Source organism: Pseudomonas sp. GW821-FHT09H03 (assembly GCF_059415945.1).
Genome location: NZ_JBWKOF010000004.1, coordinates 111,022 through 130,942 on the forward strand (window position 1 = coordinate 111,022; position 19,921 = coordinate 130,942).

Below are 19,921 nucleotides of genomic sequence, written 5' to 3' on the forward strand. Positions count from 1 at the left end.
GGTGGTGGTGGTGGTGGTGGTGGTGGTGGTGGTGGTGGTGGTGGTGGTGGTGGTGGTGGTGGTGGTGGTGGTGGTGGTGGCGGTGGCAGTCACGGCGGTGGCGTTGGCGGTGGCCACGGCAGCGGCGCAGGCGGCGGCCATAGCGGTTCAGGCCACTCCGGCAACGCTGACAGTAACGGTCGAGGCAACGGACTGAGCAGTGATCATGCGGGCAAGGCCGTTCGCGATCATGGTGAAAGCGGGAATCACTACGGCAGTGAACGCAACAGTGACCGCGGCCATGGCACAACGACTTCGGGCATCGCACACTCCAAAGATACTCGCGGCGTGAGCAAAGCCAGTGCTATTGCTGCCTCGACGCCAGGAGATCACAACTCCAAGGGGTTGAGCAAAGCCGGAACGCCAGTCTCTAAAAGTCGTACCAGCTATCCATAACAGCTGATGGCAAAGTACAAAAAACTGAACTCAGGCCTGACCTGGGCCTGAGTTCAGTTCGATCTTCTTCAGGTGCTTCGTAATCGGACCTCCCGAAGATCTGGTGCCTGTCTTGCCCAGCAGGTCAGGCACTACCGGAGAAAATCGGGCAAAGGTAGGGCGCCATTAGGGTGCAGAGCTCTTTTCATCTCCCGTCTTCTGATACTTGCGCACAAGTTGCAGCCGTCAGTTAGAGCACCCGGTTTGTAATCGCTTTCAGTCACTGTTCATATCCAGCATAAATTTCTCTCATGCCCAGAGTGGGAAGCGCAATCCTCGTCTAACCTTTGCCAGAGGGTTATGCACGGTCAGGGAAAAATGAACTTATTCATGTTTCCGCTAACGCAGCCGATTGCATGCTGTACATCCGACTTGCCACGACGACTAGCGGGAAATTATGCCGAACAGTTTCGCCTCTATCGACAACTCCCTCTCCAATCGCTCAAGTGTGTCGCTGGCAAGGGCCTCACTCTTCAAGTTTCTCGGGTTACTGGCTGGCGTGTTCGTGCTAGCCAGCGGCTCACTGGTTTATCTGGCCAATGACCTGGACCATACCGAACAGGTCGAAAGCTCCTTCTACACAAAAAAGGCTGTGCAATCGCTGGAAAAATCAGTGCGCGCGACCATCAAGGATTACGCGTTCTGGGGGGAAACCTACAAGCACCTGCATGTTCAGGTTAACCCTGACTGGGCCTATGTACGACAGAACCTGGGGCCTTCGCTCTATCCTGACTTTGGATTTCGGGGAGTGTTTGTCGTCAGCGATGACAATCGCACCGTCTACTCGGTGGTCGAGGGCAAGTTGAGCAGTGTTGCAGCCGCAGACTGGCTCAAACAGTCCATTGCACCGATTCTCGAGAAGGCTCGGGAAGGAGAGCAAGCAGAAACACCGATAACCGCCTTCATCGATATTGCAGGTGTACCCGCCCTGGTGGCGGCTGCAGCCATTACCCCCGGAACCGACCCGACAGTGGAGGCTGATGGCAGGCCAGCGTCGGTACTGATTTTTGTAGACTTTCTCGACAGCGCCAACCTCCAGGTGATGGGCCACGATTTCGGTGTAGAGGGCCTTCACGTAGGCATGCCTGAGGAAAGGGATGCGACGTATTTCCTGCCCCTGGGTGAGAACGGAGCAGCCGGCAGTCTGCGCTGGAGTCCTTCCCGCCCCGGGCTGCGGTTGCTGGGGGTAGGCTTGCCGTTGATTGGCATCGCCGCGCTGCTGGTGTGCCTGATGACCTGGGCCATCTTGCGCCGCACAACCGCCAGCGCGCTTGCCCTGGACGCCAGTTACACATCGCTGCATCGCAGTCAGGACGCCCTGGCCATCAGCGAAGCGCGCTTTCGAGACGTCGTTGAAGCCATCTCGGACTGGGTATGGGAAATAGATGCCCAGGGTCGTTTCACCTATTTATCCGATCGGTTTGACGATGTGACCGGGCTCTCCAGGATCGCCTGGATAGGGGCGCCAATCGATGATTTGCTAGGTACGGAACCTGGGTCATTAACTCAGTGGCTGAGCATTCCCAATCGCCGCCAGGATATCAGCCTGCAGTGCCGCTACATTGATAGCGCAGGCCGCGAACGAATCACGCGTATCTCGGCCAGGAATATGTCAGACACAGGCTTTCGAGGTACCGCAACGGATGTCACCGAGGAAGTCGAAGCCCGTCGGCGAATTGAATTTCTCTCCCAGCATGATGCCCTGACCGGACTGCCCAACAGAACACGTCTGCAGGAGTTTCTCGACGGTAAACTCAAGGCCTTGCCGACGCCGGAACAACCTCTGGTCATGCTCTGCCTGGACCTCGATCGTTTTAAACCGGTCAATGATTTGCTCGGACATGCCGCCGGGGATCTGGTACTCAATGAAGTATCGAGTCGCCTGGCCGAGTGCGTGCGTCACGGCGACCTTGTGGCCCGTGTTGGCGGGGACGAGTTTGTCCTGATACTCACAGACGTGAGTTCCCAGGATGAGGTCGAGGCACTGTGCCGTCGCCTGATCGAGTCGGTAGAACGGCCGATAGAGATTGATCAGCAGCAAGTGTTTGTCAGCGCAAGCATTGGCATCGCGATGGCGCCGAATGATGCTTGCGAGGCGGCGGAATTACTGCGCTATGCCGATATTGCACTGTACGAGGCCAAGTCGGCCGGCCGTAACACCTGGCGCTTCTATGCAGGCGATATGAACACCAGGATCATCGAGCGCCGCCGCCTAGAAAACGACCTGCGTTTCGCGATCAAGGACGGACAGCTGCGCCTGCACTTCCAGCCGCGCTACCGTATCGCTGACGGTCGCATGGTGGGTGCCGAAGCGCTGGTACGCTGGCAGCACCCTGAGCGGGGCCTGATACCTCCCGACACTTTTATCCCGATTGCCGAAGAATCCGGGCTGATACTTTCCTTGAGCAACTGGGTGATCAATACCGCCTGCGATTGCGCTTCGCGCTGGCCGCAAAACCTGTTCGTGTCGGTCAACCTGTCACCTACCGAATTCAAGCGCGGCGATCTGGTCGAGCGTATTCAAAAAGCACTGGTGGACTCGGCCATCGACCCCGCCCGGGTAGAGCTGGAAGTTACTGAAAGCGTGATGCTCGAAGACGCCACTGGCGCCCTGGAGCTGATGCGTACCCTCAAACGCCTCGGCGTACGCATCGCCATGGATGATTTCGGAACGGGATACTCCTCGTTGAGCTATCTGCGCGCTTTTCCTTTCGACGGCCTGAAAATAGACCGCAGCTTTTTGAGCCGGCTCGATCAAAGCGAGGACGACAGGGCCATCATCCAGGCTATCGTGGGCTTGGGGCGCGCCTTGGCGCTGACGGTGACGGCAGAAGGCATTGAAACGGCCGAACAACTGAGTTTGCTCAAAACGGTTTCCTGCGACGAAGGTCAGGGCTATTTCCTCAGCCGGCCGCTGGATAGCGATGCGTTCGACGCCTTGGCAGGCGTCGGCGAAATACAGAAGGCATAAACTGCGTACAACGTCAGTCAAGGGTACGAGGAAAGGTTGCCGTGAACGTTGTACCGGCTGCGAGAGAAGAGTCTACGACCACATCACCGTGGTGCGCTCTTGCGATCTCCCGAACAATGAACAGGCCCAACCCGACACTTCTGAGTTCTGCATTGTCATGACTGCCACGGATCATCGGCTCAAACAAATCCCTGAGTAATACCTTGGGTATCGGCGTGCCGAAATTGTGCACGGTGATAACCAGCGCTTGATCTTCAAAGGCAGTGGACACGGTGACTTCACTCTCGCTGGCGCCGTAGGCAAATGCGTTGGCGACCAGGTTGCCAATGAGCTGGTAAAGCCGATCACTGTCGGCAGTAAAGGCGCCTTGCCCATGGCGCAGATGGGTCAACTTATGCCCGGGAAAAGCCAGGCTCAACTCCTCCAGGCAGTCAGCCACCAATTCGTGTAAATCGACGGGTTTGGGTACGACGGCAATACCTCGGCCAACCTGCGTCAAGGTAAAATCCAGCAGGTCGGCAACCAGACGCTGAGCGCGATCGGCCGAATGGCTGATGTGCCCCAGTATTTGCACTTGCTTGGCATCCAGCTCCCGGCGACCCAACAGTTCCGTCGCCATTTTTATGGCCGACAAGGGGTTGCGCAGGTCATGGCTGACAATCCCGATGAGTTGCTCGGCGAACAGGGCTCTGTCCTCAGCCGCCGCATAGGTGATGCGCAATTTATCCTGGGTCAGATCCAGTACGCGCTGGTCCTTGAGGTGCTTGGCCAGATGTCTTTCGGCAAGCATTCGGGCATTGAGCAGCTCGCGTTCGTATCTTTGCCTGTCCGCGGCTTGAACAACGTCATCTCATGAAATATGCCTTGAGAATGCTCACACGCGATGGCGCTGAGCATCATCGCCATGGAATGTCCGTTGTAGTGGGTCAGATCGAACTTTACGTCAGCAACAACGCCCTGTATCTGCATCAGGGGCGCCCAGTACGTCTTATGAAATGTCCTTCCCTCCATGCTCATCAGGTCCTGAATGTGCCGGCCGAGCAACTCTTCTCGCCGGTAGCCTAACCAGCGGCAGAAAGTCAGGTTGACCTGGGCGATCTGGCCATTTTCTGCGGTAAGCAGCACGCCACATTCAGCTTCGTCGAAGAGAACGTCAGAACCGGGTTTCGACTCGTAATCTTCCGGCATAGGGATCACAGAACAATGGGAGGGCGATATTTCAAAATTATAGCCACCACCTGTACAAGCAGCCTTGATACTTGGCCATAACGTGCAATTGGCGTCCTTTATCCAGGCTTCACTGATGACAAATGACCTTCGGCTTTGCTACTTCCGTTGACGATTTCGCTGCTGTTTGACGTTATACATCTCGCGGTCTGCCAGCTTTGTGGCCTCGTCCACCGTCATGTTGCCCGGTATCACTGCCACGACCCCAACACTCGCGCCGGTATATTCAATATCACCAAGACCATGGCCCAGCTCATATCGCCCTATCGTCGCTTTGGACAGGCGCTCCTGTAGCAGTTCGGCGGCATGTCGCCGGTCACTTTCCAGTTCCGAGTGGTCAGCGGGTGTGCCCAGGGCGATCACGATGAATTCATCACCGCCAGTGCGTCCGATGACGTCGCTGGTTCTAAGGCCATGCTGCAGTTGGGCGGCCACACCGCGTAGTAGCTCGTCTCCTGCCAAGTGGCCGCGGGTGTCGTTGATTATCTTGAACCCATCCAGATCGATGACCCCCATCAGGATGTACTTGTTCTCCCGCTGGGCGAGGGCGAACATGCGCTCGGCATCGTTCAGAATGGCACGGCGGTTGGACAGGCCGGTGAGTGGATCTGTCAGGGCCAGCTTGGTCAACTCGGCGTTGGCCGCCTGAAGCCGCTCAACAAGCAGCCCACGTTCAAGGGAATATCCCAGCAACCCGGACAGCAGCATCAGCAAGGGTTCCACTTCAGCAGAGCGGGCCACCTGATTTGAACTGGCGGCACATACCGTCCCCAGCACTTGTCCATCCTGGGACCTGATGGGCGCGCTCACGTAAGTTCTGATGCCCAAGGCCGCGGCAGCTTCCGAGTCGCCCCAACATTCGGCAACGTTATCCGAATACATGCGATTCTCTTCCAGCGCCCGCTTGCACAGCGTATCTGTCCAGGGCACGACCAACCCTTCCGGAATCACCATGTCACCGACGTTGCGTGCGAACTCGATACGCTGCACACCCTCGTCGGTATCAATGGTCGTCAGGTACGTCGACTCCATGCCGGTGACCTGGCTGAGCAGGGTCAGCAGGGGACGCGTAAGTTGCTCCAGGGTCTGGGCTTTGGGAATGGTATCGGAGAGAAGAGAAAGAATCTGATCCATTTTGGCGTCCCCATGGGTAAGTGGTTTTTTGATTATCGTTTAATCGTTCGAATACTGAACAGGGCGAGGCTTCTCCAAGCCGAGGCGCGGCAAAGCCATTACTTGCGCACATTCTGGTACAGCATCAATCGAGAGGTTTCATGCATGGCGCGGGTCAGTTGTGACAGGCGCTTGAACTCCTCGGGGTGTTGCTCGGCGACGTTGTCCAGTGGCGTCTGGGAGGCCAGGTCATGGAGGCTTGGCGCACTGCCGTCGTGCTCCATCTGCACCATGTAGTGTTGAGTCACGCCGGCAATCAGCGGGAACGTGCCTTCACGCAACACCAATGGCACCACGCGTTCGCCTTCGGGCGCGGGCTGCTGGATATCACGGCCCATGCCGCTGTTGCGAAACTCAAGGCCGGCCATGCCTGCCACGGTCGGCAGCAAATCCACCAGGCCAACGGCTTGCTCGACCTTGCGCGTCCCGATCAGGCCGGGTGCGTGGATGATCATTGGCACCGCGTTGCTTTCCAGTCCCAATAACTCATAGGCCGGCGGCAGGAAAGGGATCTGGGCGATACGGGTGTTGTGGTCGCCAAACATCACGAAAATGGTGTTGTCGTACCAGCCGCCGGCCTTGGCGATTTCCATCAGGCGTCCGATGTTGAAGTCCAGCAGACGCACGGCATTGTATTGCTCGACACTGCGCGAGCCTGCCGCCTGGACTTGCTCCAGGGTAGGGTGCTTGACCTCGAATCCGTCATTGGTCGCTGGAATTGTGAAGGGGCGATGGTTGCCGGCTGTTTGTACATAGGCGAAAAACGGTTTGTCCTTGGGCAGCGCTTGCAGGATCTGGTCGGTTTCCTTGAACAGGTCCAGATCCGAGATCCCCCAGACGTCCACTACCGGGGATTTCCAGTCCCGCTCGTCGAACAGGCGAACGCCGTCGATGCTTTGCCGGATCAGGGCATTCATGTTGGCCCAACCGGAGTTGCCGCCAATGGTGTAGATCTTCTCGTAGCCGGTGAAGGCATTGACCAGCGTGTTTTGTCGGGTGATCAGCGGATTACGCGTCGCGGTTTCCTGTCGGGTAACGTCAGGCACTCCGCTAATGCTGGCCCAGACGGTTTTTGCGGTTCCCGTCACCGGTACGTAGAAGTGCTTGAAGAACCAGCTTTGGGTGGCCAGGCGATCGATATTGGGCGTTGGGTTGATCGGGTTGCCATAGGCGCCGACGGCGCTGGTGCCCAGCGACTCGAGCATGATGAACATCACGTTGGGTGGCCGCGATGCGGAAATTTTGTAGGGTTGCGGTCCCTGGTGGCGGACAAAGTTGAGGGTTTGCGGATCAGGCTGGTCGACACCCAGATAGTTGGCCATGACCGCGTAATGTTCGCGTACCAGTGCTTCGTCATAGCGCGACTGGCCGACCTTGACGGTGTCGTAGAGGAATATCACCGGGTTCAGGCCCAGTGCCGCGATCTGGTTATTGCCCGAGAAAAAGGCATCGCTCCAGCGCAGCGGTACCGGGTTTTCAAAGTTCAAGTGTTCGACTCGACCCAGAATACCCAGCAGCACCAGCACGACCATCAACGCACCACCCCAGGTCGCGGAGAGGGGGTGAATGGCTTTGCGGGGGCGATCCAGGGTGATGCGCTCCAGACGCACCAAGGCCAGTGTCACGATCGCGACAGTTGCCAGCCAGCCCAGGGAAATCCAGATGACCGGGTAGGTTTGCCAGACCATGTCACGGGATATTTGCGCATCCTCGATAAAGCGCAACACCGTGGCGTTGATCCTCACGCCGAGGTAGGCGTAATGGCCAAAGTCGATGATGTAGACAAGCAGCACGGCGCTGAGGATGGCGACCAGATACAGGCGGGCGACGCCGCGAAGGAGGCGGCTGCCAATCAGGTTCCAGCGGGGGATCCAGGCCAGCAACGCCACTGGCAGCATGACCAGAATGGCCAGGCGCAAGTCGAAACGAAAACCGATGCCCAGGGTTTGCAGGACGTTTTCGTCGCCCAGGGCTTTGGCGTCGAAACCGGAAAAGCCGAAAAAGAACACCACTCGCAGCAGTGCAAACAGAACAAACACGATCGCTGTTGCGCCCAGCCAGTAATGCAGACGTCTCGATTTCAGCCAACCCATCATCTTTCCCTATTAAACAGTTTCGGTGAGTTTCAAACGGATTTGGTTCTCATCGGCTCGCGCCGCGTGATCAACCTTTGATACGCCCGGCGCGCGGCCAGCATCAGCAGCGCCAGGCAGCAATACAGGCCCAGCAACGGGTCAACCAGGTAATCCCAATAGTTGTGGGAAGGTTTGACTCCGACGATGAAGGCCAGGGTCGCACAGGTCAACATCACGACGGCCAGGTAGTTGCGCAGGTAAAACAGGACAAATGTCAGCAGTGCGACGATAAACAACAGCGGGCGCGGGCTGTAACCACGCCGGTAAGGATCCAGGTCACTCAAGCCCAGGGTAGCGGGGTAGAGCACCAGGGCCATCGCCGCAAAGAGGATCAATACGCCAGTTCGATCACGCAGCACCGGTGGCAGCATCCCCAGACGACGCAAACAGCCCCATCCCATGAACACCATTGAGGTGATCGCAAGGTCATCAATGTGGCTGCGCAGGTAAGCGGCCAGCGACAACCCGCCCAGCGGTATGAAGCTGGCCGCCAGCAACGCAAGCAGCAGCGTGATGCGCCAGCCCCTGTTCAGCCCGAACGAGGGCAATAACAGGAAGATGATCATCGCGAAAGTGGCGTGGGCTTGCCATAGGTTGATCATTTGAGACGCTCGGACAGCCAGGCATCGTTAAAGGTAACGTGCTTGATGAAGGTGTTGTTCCAGGAGTAAACCAAGTGATACATCCCGTCGGGACTGCGGATGAAGTACGGGTATTCGTATTCGAATTCACACCCGTCGTTTTTACAGACTCGGTTATCGAGGTTGGCGAGGAATTGCGCCTCCAGGGGTTGGCGCAGCTTGCCGCTGGAACCGCGGAACTCAATCCCGATGATTTCCTTGTAGGCGAGGGGTGAAAACGGATCGCCCTCCGGATCGGGTGATTTGTCCAGATCGTGCAAGAAGTGCCAGTCGACCATTTTTTCGTCGGTTAGATACAGGCTCAGCTTGAAGCGGCCCTCTTGCAGGTCATTGAGCGCTACCAGCAAGCCGTGATCGGGCGTTGCCACGGCCGCCAACGAGGAATTCGGGTTCGAGGGCACGACCGGATAAGGTTCACTCCAGGTTTGTCCGGCATCCTCGGTGCGGCTCGCCAGAACTCTATGGTGGGTGTCGCCGGCGTAGCGCAGCAAGGCGATACCGCGCTGGCCATCCAGCGGAACGATCGCCGGTTGCAATGAGTTGTTGCCGTGGCTGATGCGGTATTTATCGATTACTTCACCGTCCGGGCTCAAATACAGGTACTCGGCGAATTTGCCCAGAAATTCGTGATAGACCGGCAAGCCGATGGAGCCGTCGACATGAAACACCGGTGCCGAACGTACCAGGGTGCTGATGTTCAAAAAGGGTGAGGTGATCAATTGGCGCGGCGCTGACCAATGCACACCAAAGTCGTCTGAAACCATCACATTGACCGCGCTACCCGCCCAGCCGCCCATGGATACCGAGACGAAGAACAGCCACAGGCGATTGTCCGGCGCCAATGCGACGACCGGGTTGCCAAGTTTTCGGATGTATCTACGAGTGCTTTGCTGGGTCGAATCCCGGGTCGCCATGACCTGTTCCTCCCCCCACTCGCCGGTGCTGACGTTGAAGCGGGCGGAGCGCACCTGTACATCGGCTGCGCCTTCGCGACTGCCGGCGAACCAGACCGCCATCAGGCTACCGTCAGGCATGGCCGTTACCGCCGAGGAATGGACGAAGTCCACCAGCCCGGAGGAGGCGAACCGGCTGGTATAAATGGGCTTCGCATCGGTTTCTGCCACTGTCTTTACCGGAGTGATCCGGGCAAAGGAAGAATGCCTGGGGGCAGGGTGGGTGATCCATGCGCTCGCAAAGAGGCAAGCCAAGGCAAGGTAAACGCCAAGGGCAGCAATGCCGGGGAATTTTATGCGCATAATTAAGCCTTTAGCATCTCCTAGCCCAATAAAGCGCCAACGGTAACACTCTAGTACAAGAATGCGACTCAATTGATATCAATTATCCAGGCAGTTACTTCTAGTATGCGGCGCCGCGTTATGACATGAGCCCGCGCAGCTGAGCAGGGCTCAGGCCAAGGCGTTGCCTGAAAGTGGTCGACATGTGCGCCTGGGAATTGAAACCGCAGGCGTTGGCGATCGCCACCAGGGGCATTGTCCAATCGCACATCAGTGCACGGGCCTTGGCCAGGCGTCGATCGATCAGGTAGCTGTGCGGGCTTTTACCCGTTGCGTGCTTGAATGCGCGGATGAAATAGCCTTCGGACAGTCCAAGCAGCCCCGCCATTGCCTGAATTCCCAGGGGCCCGTCCAGGCCCGCGTCAATGAAATCATCGAGCAAACGCATACGGCCAGCGGTCATGGCGTCTTGGGGCGGTGCGGACAACGCTTGGTGACTCGTCACCCGTTCAGCCAGGGCCAGCGCCCAAGCCTCCCAATCGTCCGTCACCGAGGCTTGTAGCAGCGCGCTGCGCATTCGCAGCGCGAGGGCGATTGCATGCGGGTCAATGCGATTGTTGAAGGCACGGTCCCCGGGCAAAGCGCTGACATCAGTGCGCAAGACCCGCAGGTACTCACCGCCCCTGGCGGACTCGGACAATACGTCACAACCTGCGGGAACGAATGCCAGGCCATTGGGCAAGGCGTCAAACGGCTGCACCCGGTCGCTGCCAATGGCGTGTACACCGCGCTGGCTGTCGAAGGCAAAGCCAATTGCCGATTGCGCCGCGACATATCGCGTCGCGTAGGCGGCGCCGGGCAGCAACTCGATGGCCCATGGCCCTGCCTCGATACGACGGACCGGTTCGGCGGGGAGCGGGAGCAGGGGGCGATTTTGACGGATCATGATCAGCATAGTAATGAAGAGCGAGCCTAAAAGTCAGGTCAGTTTTCTGAAAGCCGATGTGCTGTGCCTGTGTCTAGACTGGGCAAAACATTGGGAAGTCCACTGATGCAAACACTGTCTCGCGACGAAATCGAACAAGCGGCCCGCCATGTCTACCAGGTCATGCCCGCCACTGCCCAGTACGCCTGGCCACTGCTGGCCGAGCGATTAGGCTGCACCGTATGGGTCAAGCACGAAAACCATACCCCTACCGGGGCCTTCAAGGTACGCGGTGGCATTACCTTCATGCACTGGCTCAAACGCGAGCACCCGGGCGTCAAGGGCATTGTCACCGCTACCCGCGGCAACCATGGCCAGAGCCTGGCGCTGGCGGCCGGCAAGCTTGGTTTGAGGGCGTTGATCGTGGTGCCCCAGGGCAATTCGCCGGAAAAGAACAACGCCATGCGCGGTTTTGGCGGCGAAGTGGTCGAGTATGGCCGCGATTTTGACGAGGCCCGGGAAGAGGCCGCGCGCCTGGCGCAAGTACATGGCCTGTACCTGGTGCCGCCGTTCCATGTCGAAATGGTCAAAGGTGTGGCGACCTATGCGCTGGAGCTGTTCCAGGCCGCGCGGGATCTGGACACCGTCTACGTGCCGATCGGTTGTGGCTCGGGCATTTGTGCGGTGATCGCCGCGCGCGACGCGTTGGGCCTGACAACCCGGGTGGTGGGCGTGGTTTCCACAGAGGCTGCAGCGGCCAGGTTGTCGTTTGAAGCGGGGGAAATCCTCGAAACCGCGACGGCAAACACCTTCGCCGACGGCCTTGCGGTGCGTCGACCGATTCCCGAGGCCTTTGCCATCTACGGTGCGGCTGCGGCACGCATCGTTTCTGTCAGCGAAGAACAGATCGCCCAGGCCATGCGTGTGTATTACACCGACACCCACAACCTGGCTGAAGGGGCGGGTGCGGCGGCTCTGGCGGCGCTTATTCAGGAGCGTGAAGTAATGGTGGGGAAAAGGGTCGGGGTGATTCTGTCGGGTGGCAATGTTGATCGATCGGTGTATGCACGAGTGATTGAGTGAGGGGCACTATAGCACCGCTTTTCATCACCACGGGCAGGGTCTCAAGCACTGGAATCGGCGTCATCGCTTACTTCACTATGTAGACGGTTTCCTGGCTTTGGTGCCAATCGGTCACGTGGGAGGGAGATTATTTCGGATACTGATGTTGGTGGTGTCGTCGACAAGAGCGTCTTCGCGTTCCGACCTGACATTATGGGATCTTTGCGTAGGCCGAGCAGACTCGGATCCAGATCCAGTCGCAAAACTATGACTTCGCGCGTCGCGATGTGCAATCTTCAGCGATAATCTCGCCGATTTGATTTGGGATATCTCCTGTTGGTGTATATATTTATCAAACTTTAATAGTCGTTTTAAGCGTTTTTGAGCGCGTCTGCTTTTGTAAGTCAATTTTTCGTAAAGTTTAGGGGGGAGTCCACTGCTTTCTAAAGAAATTTCGGAAAATTTATGTTTTACAATACTGGCTCTTTCTATTGCGTTTTCAATGTACTTATTTAGTAGAACTCTCGGTGCAGATACATTTTCCGTTGCAGATGCAGTTAATTGGGCAAGGCCCAGTTTACTCTCTATCGAAAAAAGATTTTTTTTGATTTTTGCCCCCGGGGCGATCCCCGTTTGTTTTTTAAGCCTATTTATGAGATTGGGCGTCAGCTGAAACGGCACATGTCCCGTCGGGTCCGCCCTGTTGACAGGGTCTCCCCCGCAATACGCATACGCATTCAACCCACCGCTGCCAAACGGACTCCAACTGTCCGGGCTGTTAAATCGCATCAACACCGGGTTGAACTGCCGATAGCCATTGCCCAGGTGATAATGCCCGGTCACCGGATCCGGGCGTTCGCCGTTAAAGCCGAGCAGGCTGAGCAAGCCGTTTCCATGTGGACGATGTCCGTAGGGCGAGTAGGCAAGGGGATTGCGCTGAGTTGCGTCCAGTGCGTTCAACACCGAGTGTTGTTGATCGGTCGCCAGCAAGGTGCCGTCGACCGTGGTGCCAACATGCCGTTGTTGCCCCAACACCTGGTCATCGTGCTGGAAGAAACTGTAGGTTACCGCATCCTGGATTTCAGTCGCCAAACGGCTTTTGCAGTGAAAGCGCTGGATGTTGGGTTGTCCGCTCGCTGCCCAGTCAATCATGCGGTCCAGAGGATCGTAGCGGTAGAGGCACCGTAGGGCTTGACGAGGTGAGGCGGGCATTGGCTGAGCTCCGAACAAGGTCCATGAATCTGGACTTTGAGCATCGGTGTTTTTTCAATCTTTGCCTACTATCAGAACTGCTAGGGTACCGCCTCATGGGCAGGAGATCTCGCCCGCGCCTTCATGTAGAACGCCCGCCAGCCTGCCGTTGGACGCGGTGATGCGGACCTGGTGCGTAAGCTACAAGGTCAGCTTTCAGGAGAACCGGTCGAGTCAGGGCTGGACTCGGCAGCGAGCTTCAAGCGGTCAGCTTTACTGATGTACCTGGTCTTGCTTTGCGGTGCCAGTTTGGCGCTGGCCTTTTTGGCGTGAGCCTTTAATAGCTGGTTGATTTTTTTACGACGGTTCATGTCTTTCTACCCAGGCTGTTTATTCGTCAATCATATCAGCTTAGGCAATGGCCCAGACCCGCTGCGACCGGCGAGTAGTTTGCCTTCCAGGGTTTCGATGGAGTCGAAGACGTCGTAGATCACCTTGATCCCCATCGTGGCCTGGAAGTCGGCGAGTGTGGTTTCGCCAATGTAGTCGGACCAGTTGTAGACGCTGAGCTGTGGCTGAGCCTGGGCACCGGCGCTGAAGGGCGCGGCCAGCGCGATCGGGAAATGGATTTCAATCCATGCCTATCGAAACCTCGTGGAGTTATTGGCTTTTTCAGGTGATTTTTCGGCGTTGGGGGGGGCGTCTTCGCGAGCAAGCCCGCTCCCACAGGGAAATGCATTCCAAATGTGGGAGCGGGCTTGCTCGCGAAGGGGCCGGGTCAGTCACCATCTGTTTTGAATGGCACACCGCATTCGCGAGCAAGCCCACTCCCACAGCGGGGCGAAAACAGTCAGCATCCCAAGAAGAAGGCGAATGACGGAAAGTCCGAGAATCATCGAGAGGACGGTGGCAACAATGGGGAAGTTGCTCATGGTTCTTCCTGCCCGGGAATGTTCCGGCAAGCGTAGACCAGTGGATCGGGAAAGTTTGACCGCAGCACCGGGGCAGGCATTTGCCGTGTCGCAAAAATGACAAGGTTCCTGCGCACCTTATTTTGTCTTTTCCGAGGTGGTGCAGATGGTGTGAACCTGGAACTGAACCCCGGCCAGTGATTCCCTGATCTGATCGGCCGCATGCTGACAGGCCTCCAGATTCGTGTACTCGGCATGGTCGATTGCCGGGGCCGGCTGTGCGCCGTTTGTAGCGAGAATGACCCAGAGAATGAAGTTCATGATGTCTCCGACGCGGCAGGTGGTAATGAGTCTAGCCCGGGATTGATTTCCAGCGTGGGCAGTGTTCATGACTCTCCAACTGATGCTTCTACCATCATGATCGGCAGCGGTCATTGCGCCTGATCAAGGAACTCGAGAACCCACAGCAGCAGACAGTCGCGCTCCTCAAGGTGCCCAACCGGCTCGATGAGCGGGTAAAAACATCAACCAGCACGCACTGCATGCCGCTTACAGCGGGTTTGTCAGAAGTTTTCAAAGAATTTCAGCGCCCGACAGAACAGCACAAAGCATTTCAGAACACCCATGTAATTGGCATGCGTTACTGCTGTCACTCGGCAAAAGCGACGATTATGTCCTCCCCCCATCGTGCTCGCGCGGCACAACCTTTGCCCCTCCGGCTGCCTACCGCCCCTTCTTTGACTCCGTCACGAGGAAGTCCAGTTGAACTGTTCAACCCCAAGTCCAACCGTGCCGGTGGCCGACGATCGCCCTCGCGTTCATCGACTGGATGCAGCGGCAGTCTCACTGGTTATCCATCTGCTTGCCCTGGCCTTGCCCCTGGCATTGCTGCAGATCTACGACCGCATTCTGCCAAGCCAGTCCTACGGCACGGCGGTGTTCCTGGTGGTTGGTGTCGGTATCGCCATCATCCTCGAAGCTATCTTGCGTTACGGCCGCACGGCGCTGTTTGCGCACATCGCCGCGCAATACGAGAGCGAAACGACTACGCGCATTTTTGACAGACTGCTCAAGGCGGATATCAACGTCGTTGAGGGCATGGGCACCGCCAGCGTGATTGATGGCATACGTTCGGTCGCGCAGGTGCGCGATTTGTCTTCCGGCAATGCCGCGGTGGCGCTGTACGAAGTGCCGTTCATCGCTATTTATATAGGCCTGGTGGCGTACATCGGTGGCTGGCTGGCCTTCATTCCGCTGGGTTTGTTCGGGGTCGCCGTGGGCATGACCCTGCTGGTCAAGACTGCCACCGAACGCACCTTGAGCCGCGCCGAGGCGGCCGACATCCGTCGCCGAAACCTGTTGTGGGCGTCCTTCGCCGGGCTGCCAGAGGTCAAGTCGCGCGGCGCCGAGCCCGGGCTGAGTCGCAACTACACAGGGATCAATGCACGGTACATGGCCGCATCGGCACGCCTGGAAATGCTCATCGCCTGGGTCCGCGAGAACGCTGCGCTGTTGGGCCAGCTGTCCACCGTACTCATCGTGATTTTTGGCTCGATCGACGTGATGAATGGCGAACTGAGCACCGGCGCACTGACTGCCTGTACATTGCTCGCCGGTCGCTCCATCGGGCCGGCGATGCTCGGCTTAGGCTACTTCGCGCGCCAGGCGCAAGCACGGGAAGCGCAGGCCAAAGTCCATCGCTTGCTGGAACTGCCGGTCGGCGATGCAGCGCGTTATCGGCAGGCACCCGACCAGCCCACGGCATCGCTCATCGTGACCCAGGGGTGCATTGAACTGCTCAGGGATAGCAATCCCGATTTGACCATCAACATTGCCTCGGGCGAGCTGGTTCATCTGGATGCTGCCGACGCGGCGCTGGCGTCAAAATTGCTGGCGATGGTGGCTGGCACAGGGTTGCAACAGGGGTTGGAAGTGCGTCTGGACGGTCATTCGGTGCGTGAGTATTCGGCCGCCAACCTGCGCCAGAGTGTCAGCCTGGTACCGCGTCATCCTGCTTTGGTGGCGGGATCGATACTCAACAATCTGACCCTGTTCGACCCGCGCTACAACGAACTGGCCCGTGAATATGCCGAAGCGTTGGGCCTGTTGCCATTTCTCGGCCGTCTGCGCAGTGGCGCGTTGACGGAAATAGGTACCTTGGGCGCCGAACAGTTCGATGAAGGTTTTTACCAGCGCATTGCGCTGATCCGGGCGCTTGTGCGCCAGCCCAGGATTTTGCTGCTCGATCATGCAGGCAGCGGTCTTGATCTGGACGGACAAAAACGCCTGGCCATGCTGCTGCAAAACATGGCCGCACGCCCCACGGTTCTTGTGGCCAGCAACAAGCCGATCATGATTGGTGCCTGCGATCGCAGCATCCGCATAGGCAGGAGCGACCCGCATGCAAACTGAAAACTTCGCTTGTGACCCGATGGATACCGCCGACAGACTCGATATGTTCTGGAGTGAGCGTGCGCGCATGCAACGCATCGCCACGCTGCTGGGCGAGGCACGACTGGGTGCCTCGGCGATCGCTCGCTGCCTGCCCGCACTGCTGGTGACGCTGGACTGGTTTGGTGCGCCGCGCAATCTGGTGCCCAGCCTGCCTGCCCAAGGTGCCGGGTTTACCGTTGAAGACCTGCGCACGCTGTTGGTGGACATCGGTTTCCGTTCCGATTACCTGCCCCATGGCAAGCGCGACAACCTGATGGAAAGCCTTCCAACAGGCACTCTGGCAATTACCGATGAGCGTTGCATGCTCTATCTTGGCCGTCTGGATGACCAGGACTGGTGGCATGACGGGGAAAGCCCGGTCCATGATTGGCAGCCGTCGAGCGACAGCGAATTTTTGCTGATCCAGCGCAAAGCGGGGTTCATACCCATCGATGCACCGCAGCCCGACTGGTTTGCGGGACTGATGGCCAAGGCTCAGGGCGAACTGTTTGGTATCGGGCTGATCAGTCTGGTCACTAACGTCCTGGCATTGTCGGTGTCCTTGTTCACCATGACCGTCTACAACTCCGTAATTCCCAGTGGCGCCACCGGCACCCTGACCACACTGGGGTTGGGGGCGATCATTGCCGTCATCTGTGGTTGGGGGCTGCGCCTGGGACGCGCGACACTGCTCGCACGCATGGGTGCATGGGCCGGTGCCAGCATTGGCACCGCGGCGTTTCGCAAGACCCTCGGTTTGCCATTGGAGTATTCGTCGCGACTGGGTCTGAACAACAACCTCGCCCGCATGCGTTCGCTCGAAGGCGTGCGCCAGTACCTGAGCGGCGCTGGCGGTGTGGCGCTGGTCGACTATCCATTCGTGTTGGTGTTCATCGTGGTGATTGCCCTGTTGGGCGGTTGGATCGTGTGTGTGCCGATCATCGGTCTGCTGCTGTTCTTGCTCGCTGCGTGGTTAGTACAGCCTTATTTGCAGCGCAAAGCGGTGCACGCCGGGCGCGTCGGCAACCGGCTGCTGGAGGAGTATGCCAGCGGCATCCAGCGGCTTCGCTCCCTTCAGGGCATCAGTGGCAACCACCACTGGCTGCGACGCATGCGCGACATGTCCAGCCAGGCAGCGCAAGCCAATCGTGATCTGGCCCTGGCCCAGGCGTTGATGCAAAGCATTGGTCAGGCACTGAGCATGTTCATTGTGCTGGGCACCATGGCCGCCGGCATCGCTCTGGTCCTGGCCCAGGGCATGACGGCTGGCGGGTTGATCGCCACGATGATGCTGGTCTGGCACGTCACCACCCCGGCCCAGCAATTCTTTTCGCTGAGTCTGCGCATGAGTCAGATCAAGGAATCGCGCTTGCAGCTGGACCGGCTCATGCAGTCCGCTGGCGAGGCGCAGCACCCGCAGATGTATTCGCCGATCGAGCCGCTGGCGCCTCGCATCGCCGTGGACCATTTGTTTTATCGCTATAGCGTGGAGCAGGAGCCTGCGCTTAACGGCGTCAGCTTCGAGTTGCAGCCGGGCCAGCGTGTGGTGGTGGTCGGGCCCAACGGCGCTGGCAAGAGCACTTTATTGCAGTGTCTGTCCGGGGTGCGCATGCCTCAAAGTGGCCGCGTGGTGCTCGATGGACGTGATATCCGCCAGTTCGACCCGGCGGATTACCGGGTCTGGGTCGGCTTTCATGCACAGACCCTGCAGAACCTGCCGTTGTCAGTGCGTGACTTCCTCCAGTTGTCTCATCCAGCTGCCTGTGATGCGCGGATCGTGGCCTGCTTCGCCCGGGTTGCGGGCGAAACCTGGTGGCGTTTGCTCGGCTGCACCGGCGAGCAAGAGGCACTGAACATGCAGCTTGATCCCTGGCGCGAAGACCCCGATGCCCTGCGTATACGCCACGTGGTGGGCATGGTCGAAGCCGTGCTGGGCGATCCGCCCCTGCTGTTGCTGGATGACCCGCTGCGTGACGGCGATCCCGTGCTCGATGACATGTTCAAGCGTCTGCTCGACGACTTGCGCGGCACCAGCACCGTGGTAATCGCTACCCACCGTGCGGACCTGATCGAAACCGCGGACCTGATCGTGATTCTCGAACAGGGCAAATTGATTCATGTCGGACCAGTCGCCCTTCAGAACCCCAAAGGTGTGGCGCAAGACAGCTTAAAAGGACCGGTTCATGTTTAAGATCGATTCACTGCCCAAGATCATTGCCATCACCGGGGCCGACGACCGTGCCGGTGCCAACATAGCCAACCTGCTCAACGATGGCCGCAGTTCCCGGCATTTGCGGCGCATGCTGCTGGCCATTGTTGCCCTTGTGTTGCTGTTCCTGCTCTGGACGCTGGTCGCACAGGTGGATGAGCTGGCCAAGGCGCGCGGGGAGGTTCAACCGGTGTCGCGCATTCAACTGCTGCAATCGAAGGAAGGCGGCATTCTTACCGAGTTGCTGGTCGAGTCGGGCGAGCAGGTCAAGGCCGGGCAGGTCATCGCCCGGTTTGCCACCACCGATGTGCAGAAGGATCACGCCCAGGCCAGTGTGCGTCGCGCCGCCTTGCAGATCGATCTTGAACTGTGGGGGGCTGTCATTGAGGCACGTCAGCCGAAATTTTCAGGTTTCGCCGATCAGCAGGGTCTGGTGGATGAGGCGATCAAGCGTTACGCCAACGAACTGGCACTCAACACCTCGCTCGCCGATGCCAAACGAACAGTCTTCGAACAGCAGAAGGCGGCACTGCTTGGCGCACAGAGCGAGTTGCCTGCGATGCGCAATCAATTGGACCTGGCTCTAAACGTCCAGGCCCGCTACGAGGATGGCTACGCCAGGGGGGCTATTTCTGCTGTGCGCATGGCCGAGGCGCAGGGGCATGCGGCGGAGCTCGAGCGCAACCTGGCGCAATTGCGATCGCGTATCTCCGAGCTGAACAAGACCATCGCTGTTGCCCAGGCGGAACATCAGCAGGTGCTGGACGAGATCAAACAGAAGGCTGGGGCCAAGCGCAGCGAAATGATCGAGAAGATTCATGAGCTGGATGCCGAGTTGGTTGCGCTGGAAGACCGCCAAGGGCGTACCGAAGTGGTGGCGCCGGTGGCCGGGTTCATCAAGCAACTGCCCGATACCCGCGCCGGCGCTGTGATTGCACCCGGCGGTACGGTGGCGGAGCTGGTGCCAAGCGAAGGTGGTGTGGTGATGGAAGTCCTGGTCTCACCGCGCGATATCGGGTTCGTGCGTATTGGGCAAACCACACTGGTAAAGGTCGATGCTTTTGATTTCAGCCGGTTCGGCTCAGTGACGGGCGAGGTCAAACGCATCTCCCCGTCGGCTTTTCGCCAGGAGCAGAACGGCGCGACTTACTACAAGGTGGATATCCAGCTCGATCAGGACCATGTCGGCAAAGACACAGACCGGCGACTGATCCCCGGTATGACGGGCGAGGCGGATATCGTCACGGGGCGAAAGTCGGTGTTCCAGTACCTTGCCAAGCCCGTATTCATCGGTGCCGACATGGCATTCCACGAACGCTAGGCCCAGGTGCACA

Annotated in this window: 14 protein-coding genes and 2 pseudogenes; 6 read left to right on the top strand and 10 right to left on the bottom strand. The window is 58.5% G+C overall.

What is annotated here, in order from left to right:
* Together AC07OG_RS07200 and AC07OG_RS07205 are read left to right on the top strand one after the other, a co-directional pair.
* Window positions 1-435, top strand: a 435-nt coding sequence (locus AC07OG_RS07200) for a hypothetical protein (protein WP_495066579.1), incomplete at its 5' end; no start/stop codon positions are given.
* Window positions 436-871: 436 nt separating this feature from the next.
* Complete coding sequence (locus AC07OG_RS07205; protein ID WP_495066580.1) at window positions 872-3,445, top strand: bifunctional diguanylate cyclase/phosphodiesterase; 2,574 nt, start codon at window positions 872-874, stop codon at window positions 3,443-3,445.
* A 13-nt stretch (window positions 3,446-3,458) separates the two neighbouring features.
* On the opposite strand, the pseudogene AC07OG_RS07210 reads toward AC07OG_RS07205, so the two are convergent.
* From AC07OG_RS07210 to AC07OG_RS07235, 6 genes and pseudogenes are all read right to left on the bottom strand, one after another.
* Window positions 3,459-4,633 (bottom strand): annotated as a pseudogene (locus AC07OG_RS07210) (PAS domain-containing sensor histidine kinase).
* Window positions 4,634-4,771: 138 nt separating this feature from the next.
* Complete coding sequence (locus AC07OG_RS07215; protein WP_060542206.1) at window positions 4,772-5,806, bottom strand: sensor domain-containing diguanylate cyclase; 1,035 nt, start codon at window positions 5,804-5,806, stop codon at window positions 4,772-4,774.
* A 98-nt stretch (window positions 5,807-5,904) separates the two neighbouring features.
* Window positions 5,905-7,938, bottom strand: coding sequence for an LTA synthase family protein (locus AC07OG_RS07220; RefSeq protein WP_495066581.1), 2,034 nt, complete (start codon window positions 7,936-7,938; stop codon window positions 5,905-5,907).
* Between the two features lie 32 nt (window positions 7,939-7,970).
* Window positions 7,971-8,582, bottom strand: coding sequence for a hypothetical protein (locus AC07OG_RS07225; protein WP_495066582.1), 612 nt, complete (start codon window positions 8,580-8,582; stop codon window positions 7,971-7,973).
* Window positions 8,579-9,877 carry a sialidase family protein gene (locus AC07OG_RS07230; RefSeq protein ID WP_495066583.1) on the bottom strand — a complete coding sequence of 433 codons (1,299 nt, stop codon included), beginning with the start codon at window positions 9,875-9,877 and terminating at the stop codon, window positions 8,579-8,581. The genes AC07OG_RS07225 and AC07OG_RS07230 overlap by 4 nt, the downstream gene beginning before the upstream one ends.
* Window positions 9,878-9,995: 118 nt before the next feature.
* Window positions 9,996-10,811: a helix-turn-helix transcriptional regulator gene (locus AC07OG_RS07235; RefSeq protein ID WP_495066584.1), complete on the bottom strand. Its 816-nt coding sequence runs from the start codon at window positions 10,809-10,811 to the stop codon at window positions 9,996-9,998.
* A gap of 96 nt (window positions 10,812-10,907) precedes the next feature.
* Here AC07OG_RS07235 and AC07OG_RS07240 point away from each other — a divergent pair, with 96 nt between their 5' ends.
* Window positions 10,908-11,864, top strand: coding sequence for a threonine dehydratase (locus AC07OG_RS07240; RefSeq protein WP_495066585.1), 957 nt, complete (start codon window positions 10,908-10,910; stop codon window positions 11,862-11,864).
* Between the two features lie 111 nt (window positions 11,865-11,975).
* Here the strand turns inward: AC07OG_RS07240 and AC07OG_RS07245 are convergent, their stop codons facing one another.
* The 4 genes and pseudogenes from AC07OG_RS07245 to AC07OG_RS07260 all read right to left on the bottom strand — a co-directional run bounded on the left by AC07OG_RS07245 (window position 11,976) and on the right by AC07OG_RS07260 (window position 14,266).
* Window positions 11,976-13,055: an RHS repeat-associated core domain-containing protein gene (locus AC07OG_RS07245; protein ID WP_495066586.1), complete on the bottom strand. Its 1,080-nt coding sequence runs from the start codon at window positions 13,053-13,055 to the stop codon at window positions 11,976-11,978.
* Between the two features lie 188 nt (window positions 13,056-13,243).
* Window positions 13,244-13,405 (bottom strand): DUF2986 domain-containing protein, encoded by a 162-nt coding sequence (locus AC07OG_RS07250; protein ID WP_495066587.1) that lies wholly within the window; start codon window positions 13,403-13,405, stop codon window positions 13,244-13,246.
* Between the two features lie 57 nt (window positions 13,406-13,462).
* Window positions 13,463-13,669, bottom strand: a pseudogene (locus AC07OG_RS07255) (polyamine ABC transporter substrate-binding protein); the annotation flags it as partial.
* Between the two features lie 414 nt (window positions 13,670-14,083).
* Entirely contained in the window at window positions 14,084-14,266 is a 183-nt protein-coding gene (locus tag AC07OG_RS07260) for a hypothetical protein (protein ID WP_060542200.1), read from the bottom strand.
* 441 nt (window positions 14,267-14,707) lie between these two features.
* Between AC07OG_RS07260 and AC07OG_RS07265 the strand changes: the two genes are divergently transcribed.
* From AC07OG_RS07265 to AC07OG_RS07275, 3 genes are read left to right on the top strand one after another with little or no spacing between them, the layout of a single operon-like run.
* Window positions 14,708-16,357, top strand: a complete 1,650-nt coding sequence (locus AC07OG_RS07265) for an ABC transporter transmembrane domain-containing protein (protein ID WP_495066588.1) — start codon at window positions 14,708-14,710, stop codon at window positions 16,355-16,357.
* Window positions 16,347-18,569 carry an ATP-binding cassette domain-containing protein gene (locus AC07OG_RS07270; RefSeq protein WP_495066589.1) on the top strand — a complete coding sequence of 741 codons (2,223 nt, stop codon included), beginning with the start codon at window positions 16,347-16,349 and terminating at the stop codon, window positions 18,567-18,569. Before AC07OG_RS07265 ends, AC07OG_RS07270 begins: the two co-directional genes overlap by 11 nt.
* Window positions 18,562-19,908, top strand: coding sequence for an HlyD family type I secretion periplasmic adaptor subunit (locus AC07OG_RS07275; protein ID WP_495066590.1), 1,347 nt, complete (start codon window positions 18,562-18,564; stop codon window positions 19,906-19,908). Before AC07OG_RS07270 ends, AC07OG_RS07275 begins: the two co-directional genes overlap by 8 nt.
* Window positions 19,909-19,921 lie beyond the last annotated feature (13 nt).

Excerpts from the sequence above, each read along its gene's own strand:
- AC07OG_RS07225 (WP_495066582.1), bottom strand. The coding sequence starts at position 8,582 with ATGATCAACCTATGGCAAGCCCACGCCACTTTCGCGATGATCATCTTC.
- AC07OG_RS07240 (WP_495066585.1), top strand. The coding sequence starts at position 10,908 with ATGCAAACACTGTCTCGCGACGAAATCGAACAAGCGGCCCGCCATGTC.
- AC07OG_RS07220 (WP_495066581.1), bottom strand. The coding sequence starts at position 7,938 with ATGGGTTGGCTGAAATCGAGACGTCTGCATTACTGGCTGGGCGCAACA.
- AC07OG_RS07275 (WP_495066590.1), top strand. The coding sequence starts at position 18,562 with ATGTTTAAGATCGATTCACTGCCCAAGATCATTGCCATCACCGGGGCC.
- AC07OG_RS07235 (WP_495066584.1), bottom strand. The coding sequence starts at position 10,811 with ATGCTGATCATGATCCGTCAAAATCGCCCCCTGCTCCCGCTCCCCGCC.
- AC07OG_RS07205 (WP_495066580.1), top strand. The coding sequence starts at position 872 with ATGCCGAACAGTTTCGCCTCTATCGACAACTCCCTCTCCAATCGCTCA.
- AC07OG_RS07215 (WP_060542206.1), bottom strand. The coding sequence starts at position 5,806 with ATGGATCAGATTCTTTCTCTTCTCTCCGATACCATTCCCAAAGCCCAG.
- AC07OG_RS07230 (WP_495066583.1), bottom strand. The coding sequence starts at position 9,877 with ATGCGCATAAAATTCCCCGGCATTGCTGCCCTTGGCGTTTACCTTGCC.
- AC07OG_RS07245 (WP_495066586.1), bottom strand. The coding sequence starts at position 13,055 with ATGCCCGCCTCACCTCGTCAAGCCCTACGGTGCCTCTACCGCTACGAT.
- AC07OG_RS07260 (WP_060542200.1), bottom strand. The coding sequence starts at position 14,266 with ATGAACTTCATTCTCTGGGTCATTCTCGCTACAAACGGCGCACAGCCG.
- AC07OG_RS07250 (WP_495066587.1), bottom strand. The coding sequence starts at position 13,405 with ATGAACCGTCGTAAAAAAATCAACCAGCTATTAAAGGCTCACGCCAAA.
- AC07OG_RS07270 (WP_495066589.1), top strand. The coding sequence starts at position 16,347 with ATGCAAACTGAAAACTTCGCTTGTGACCCGATGGATACCGCCGACAGA.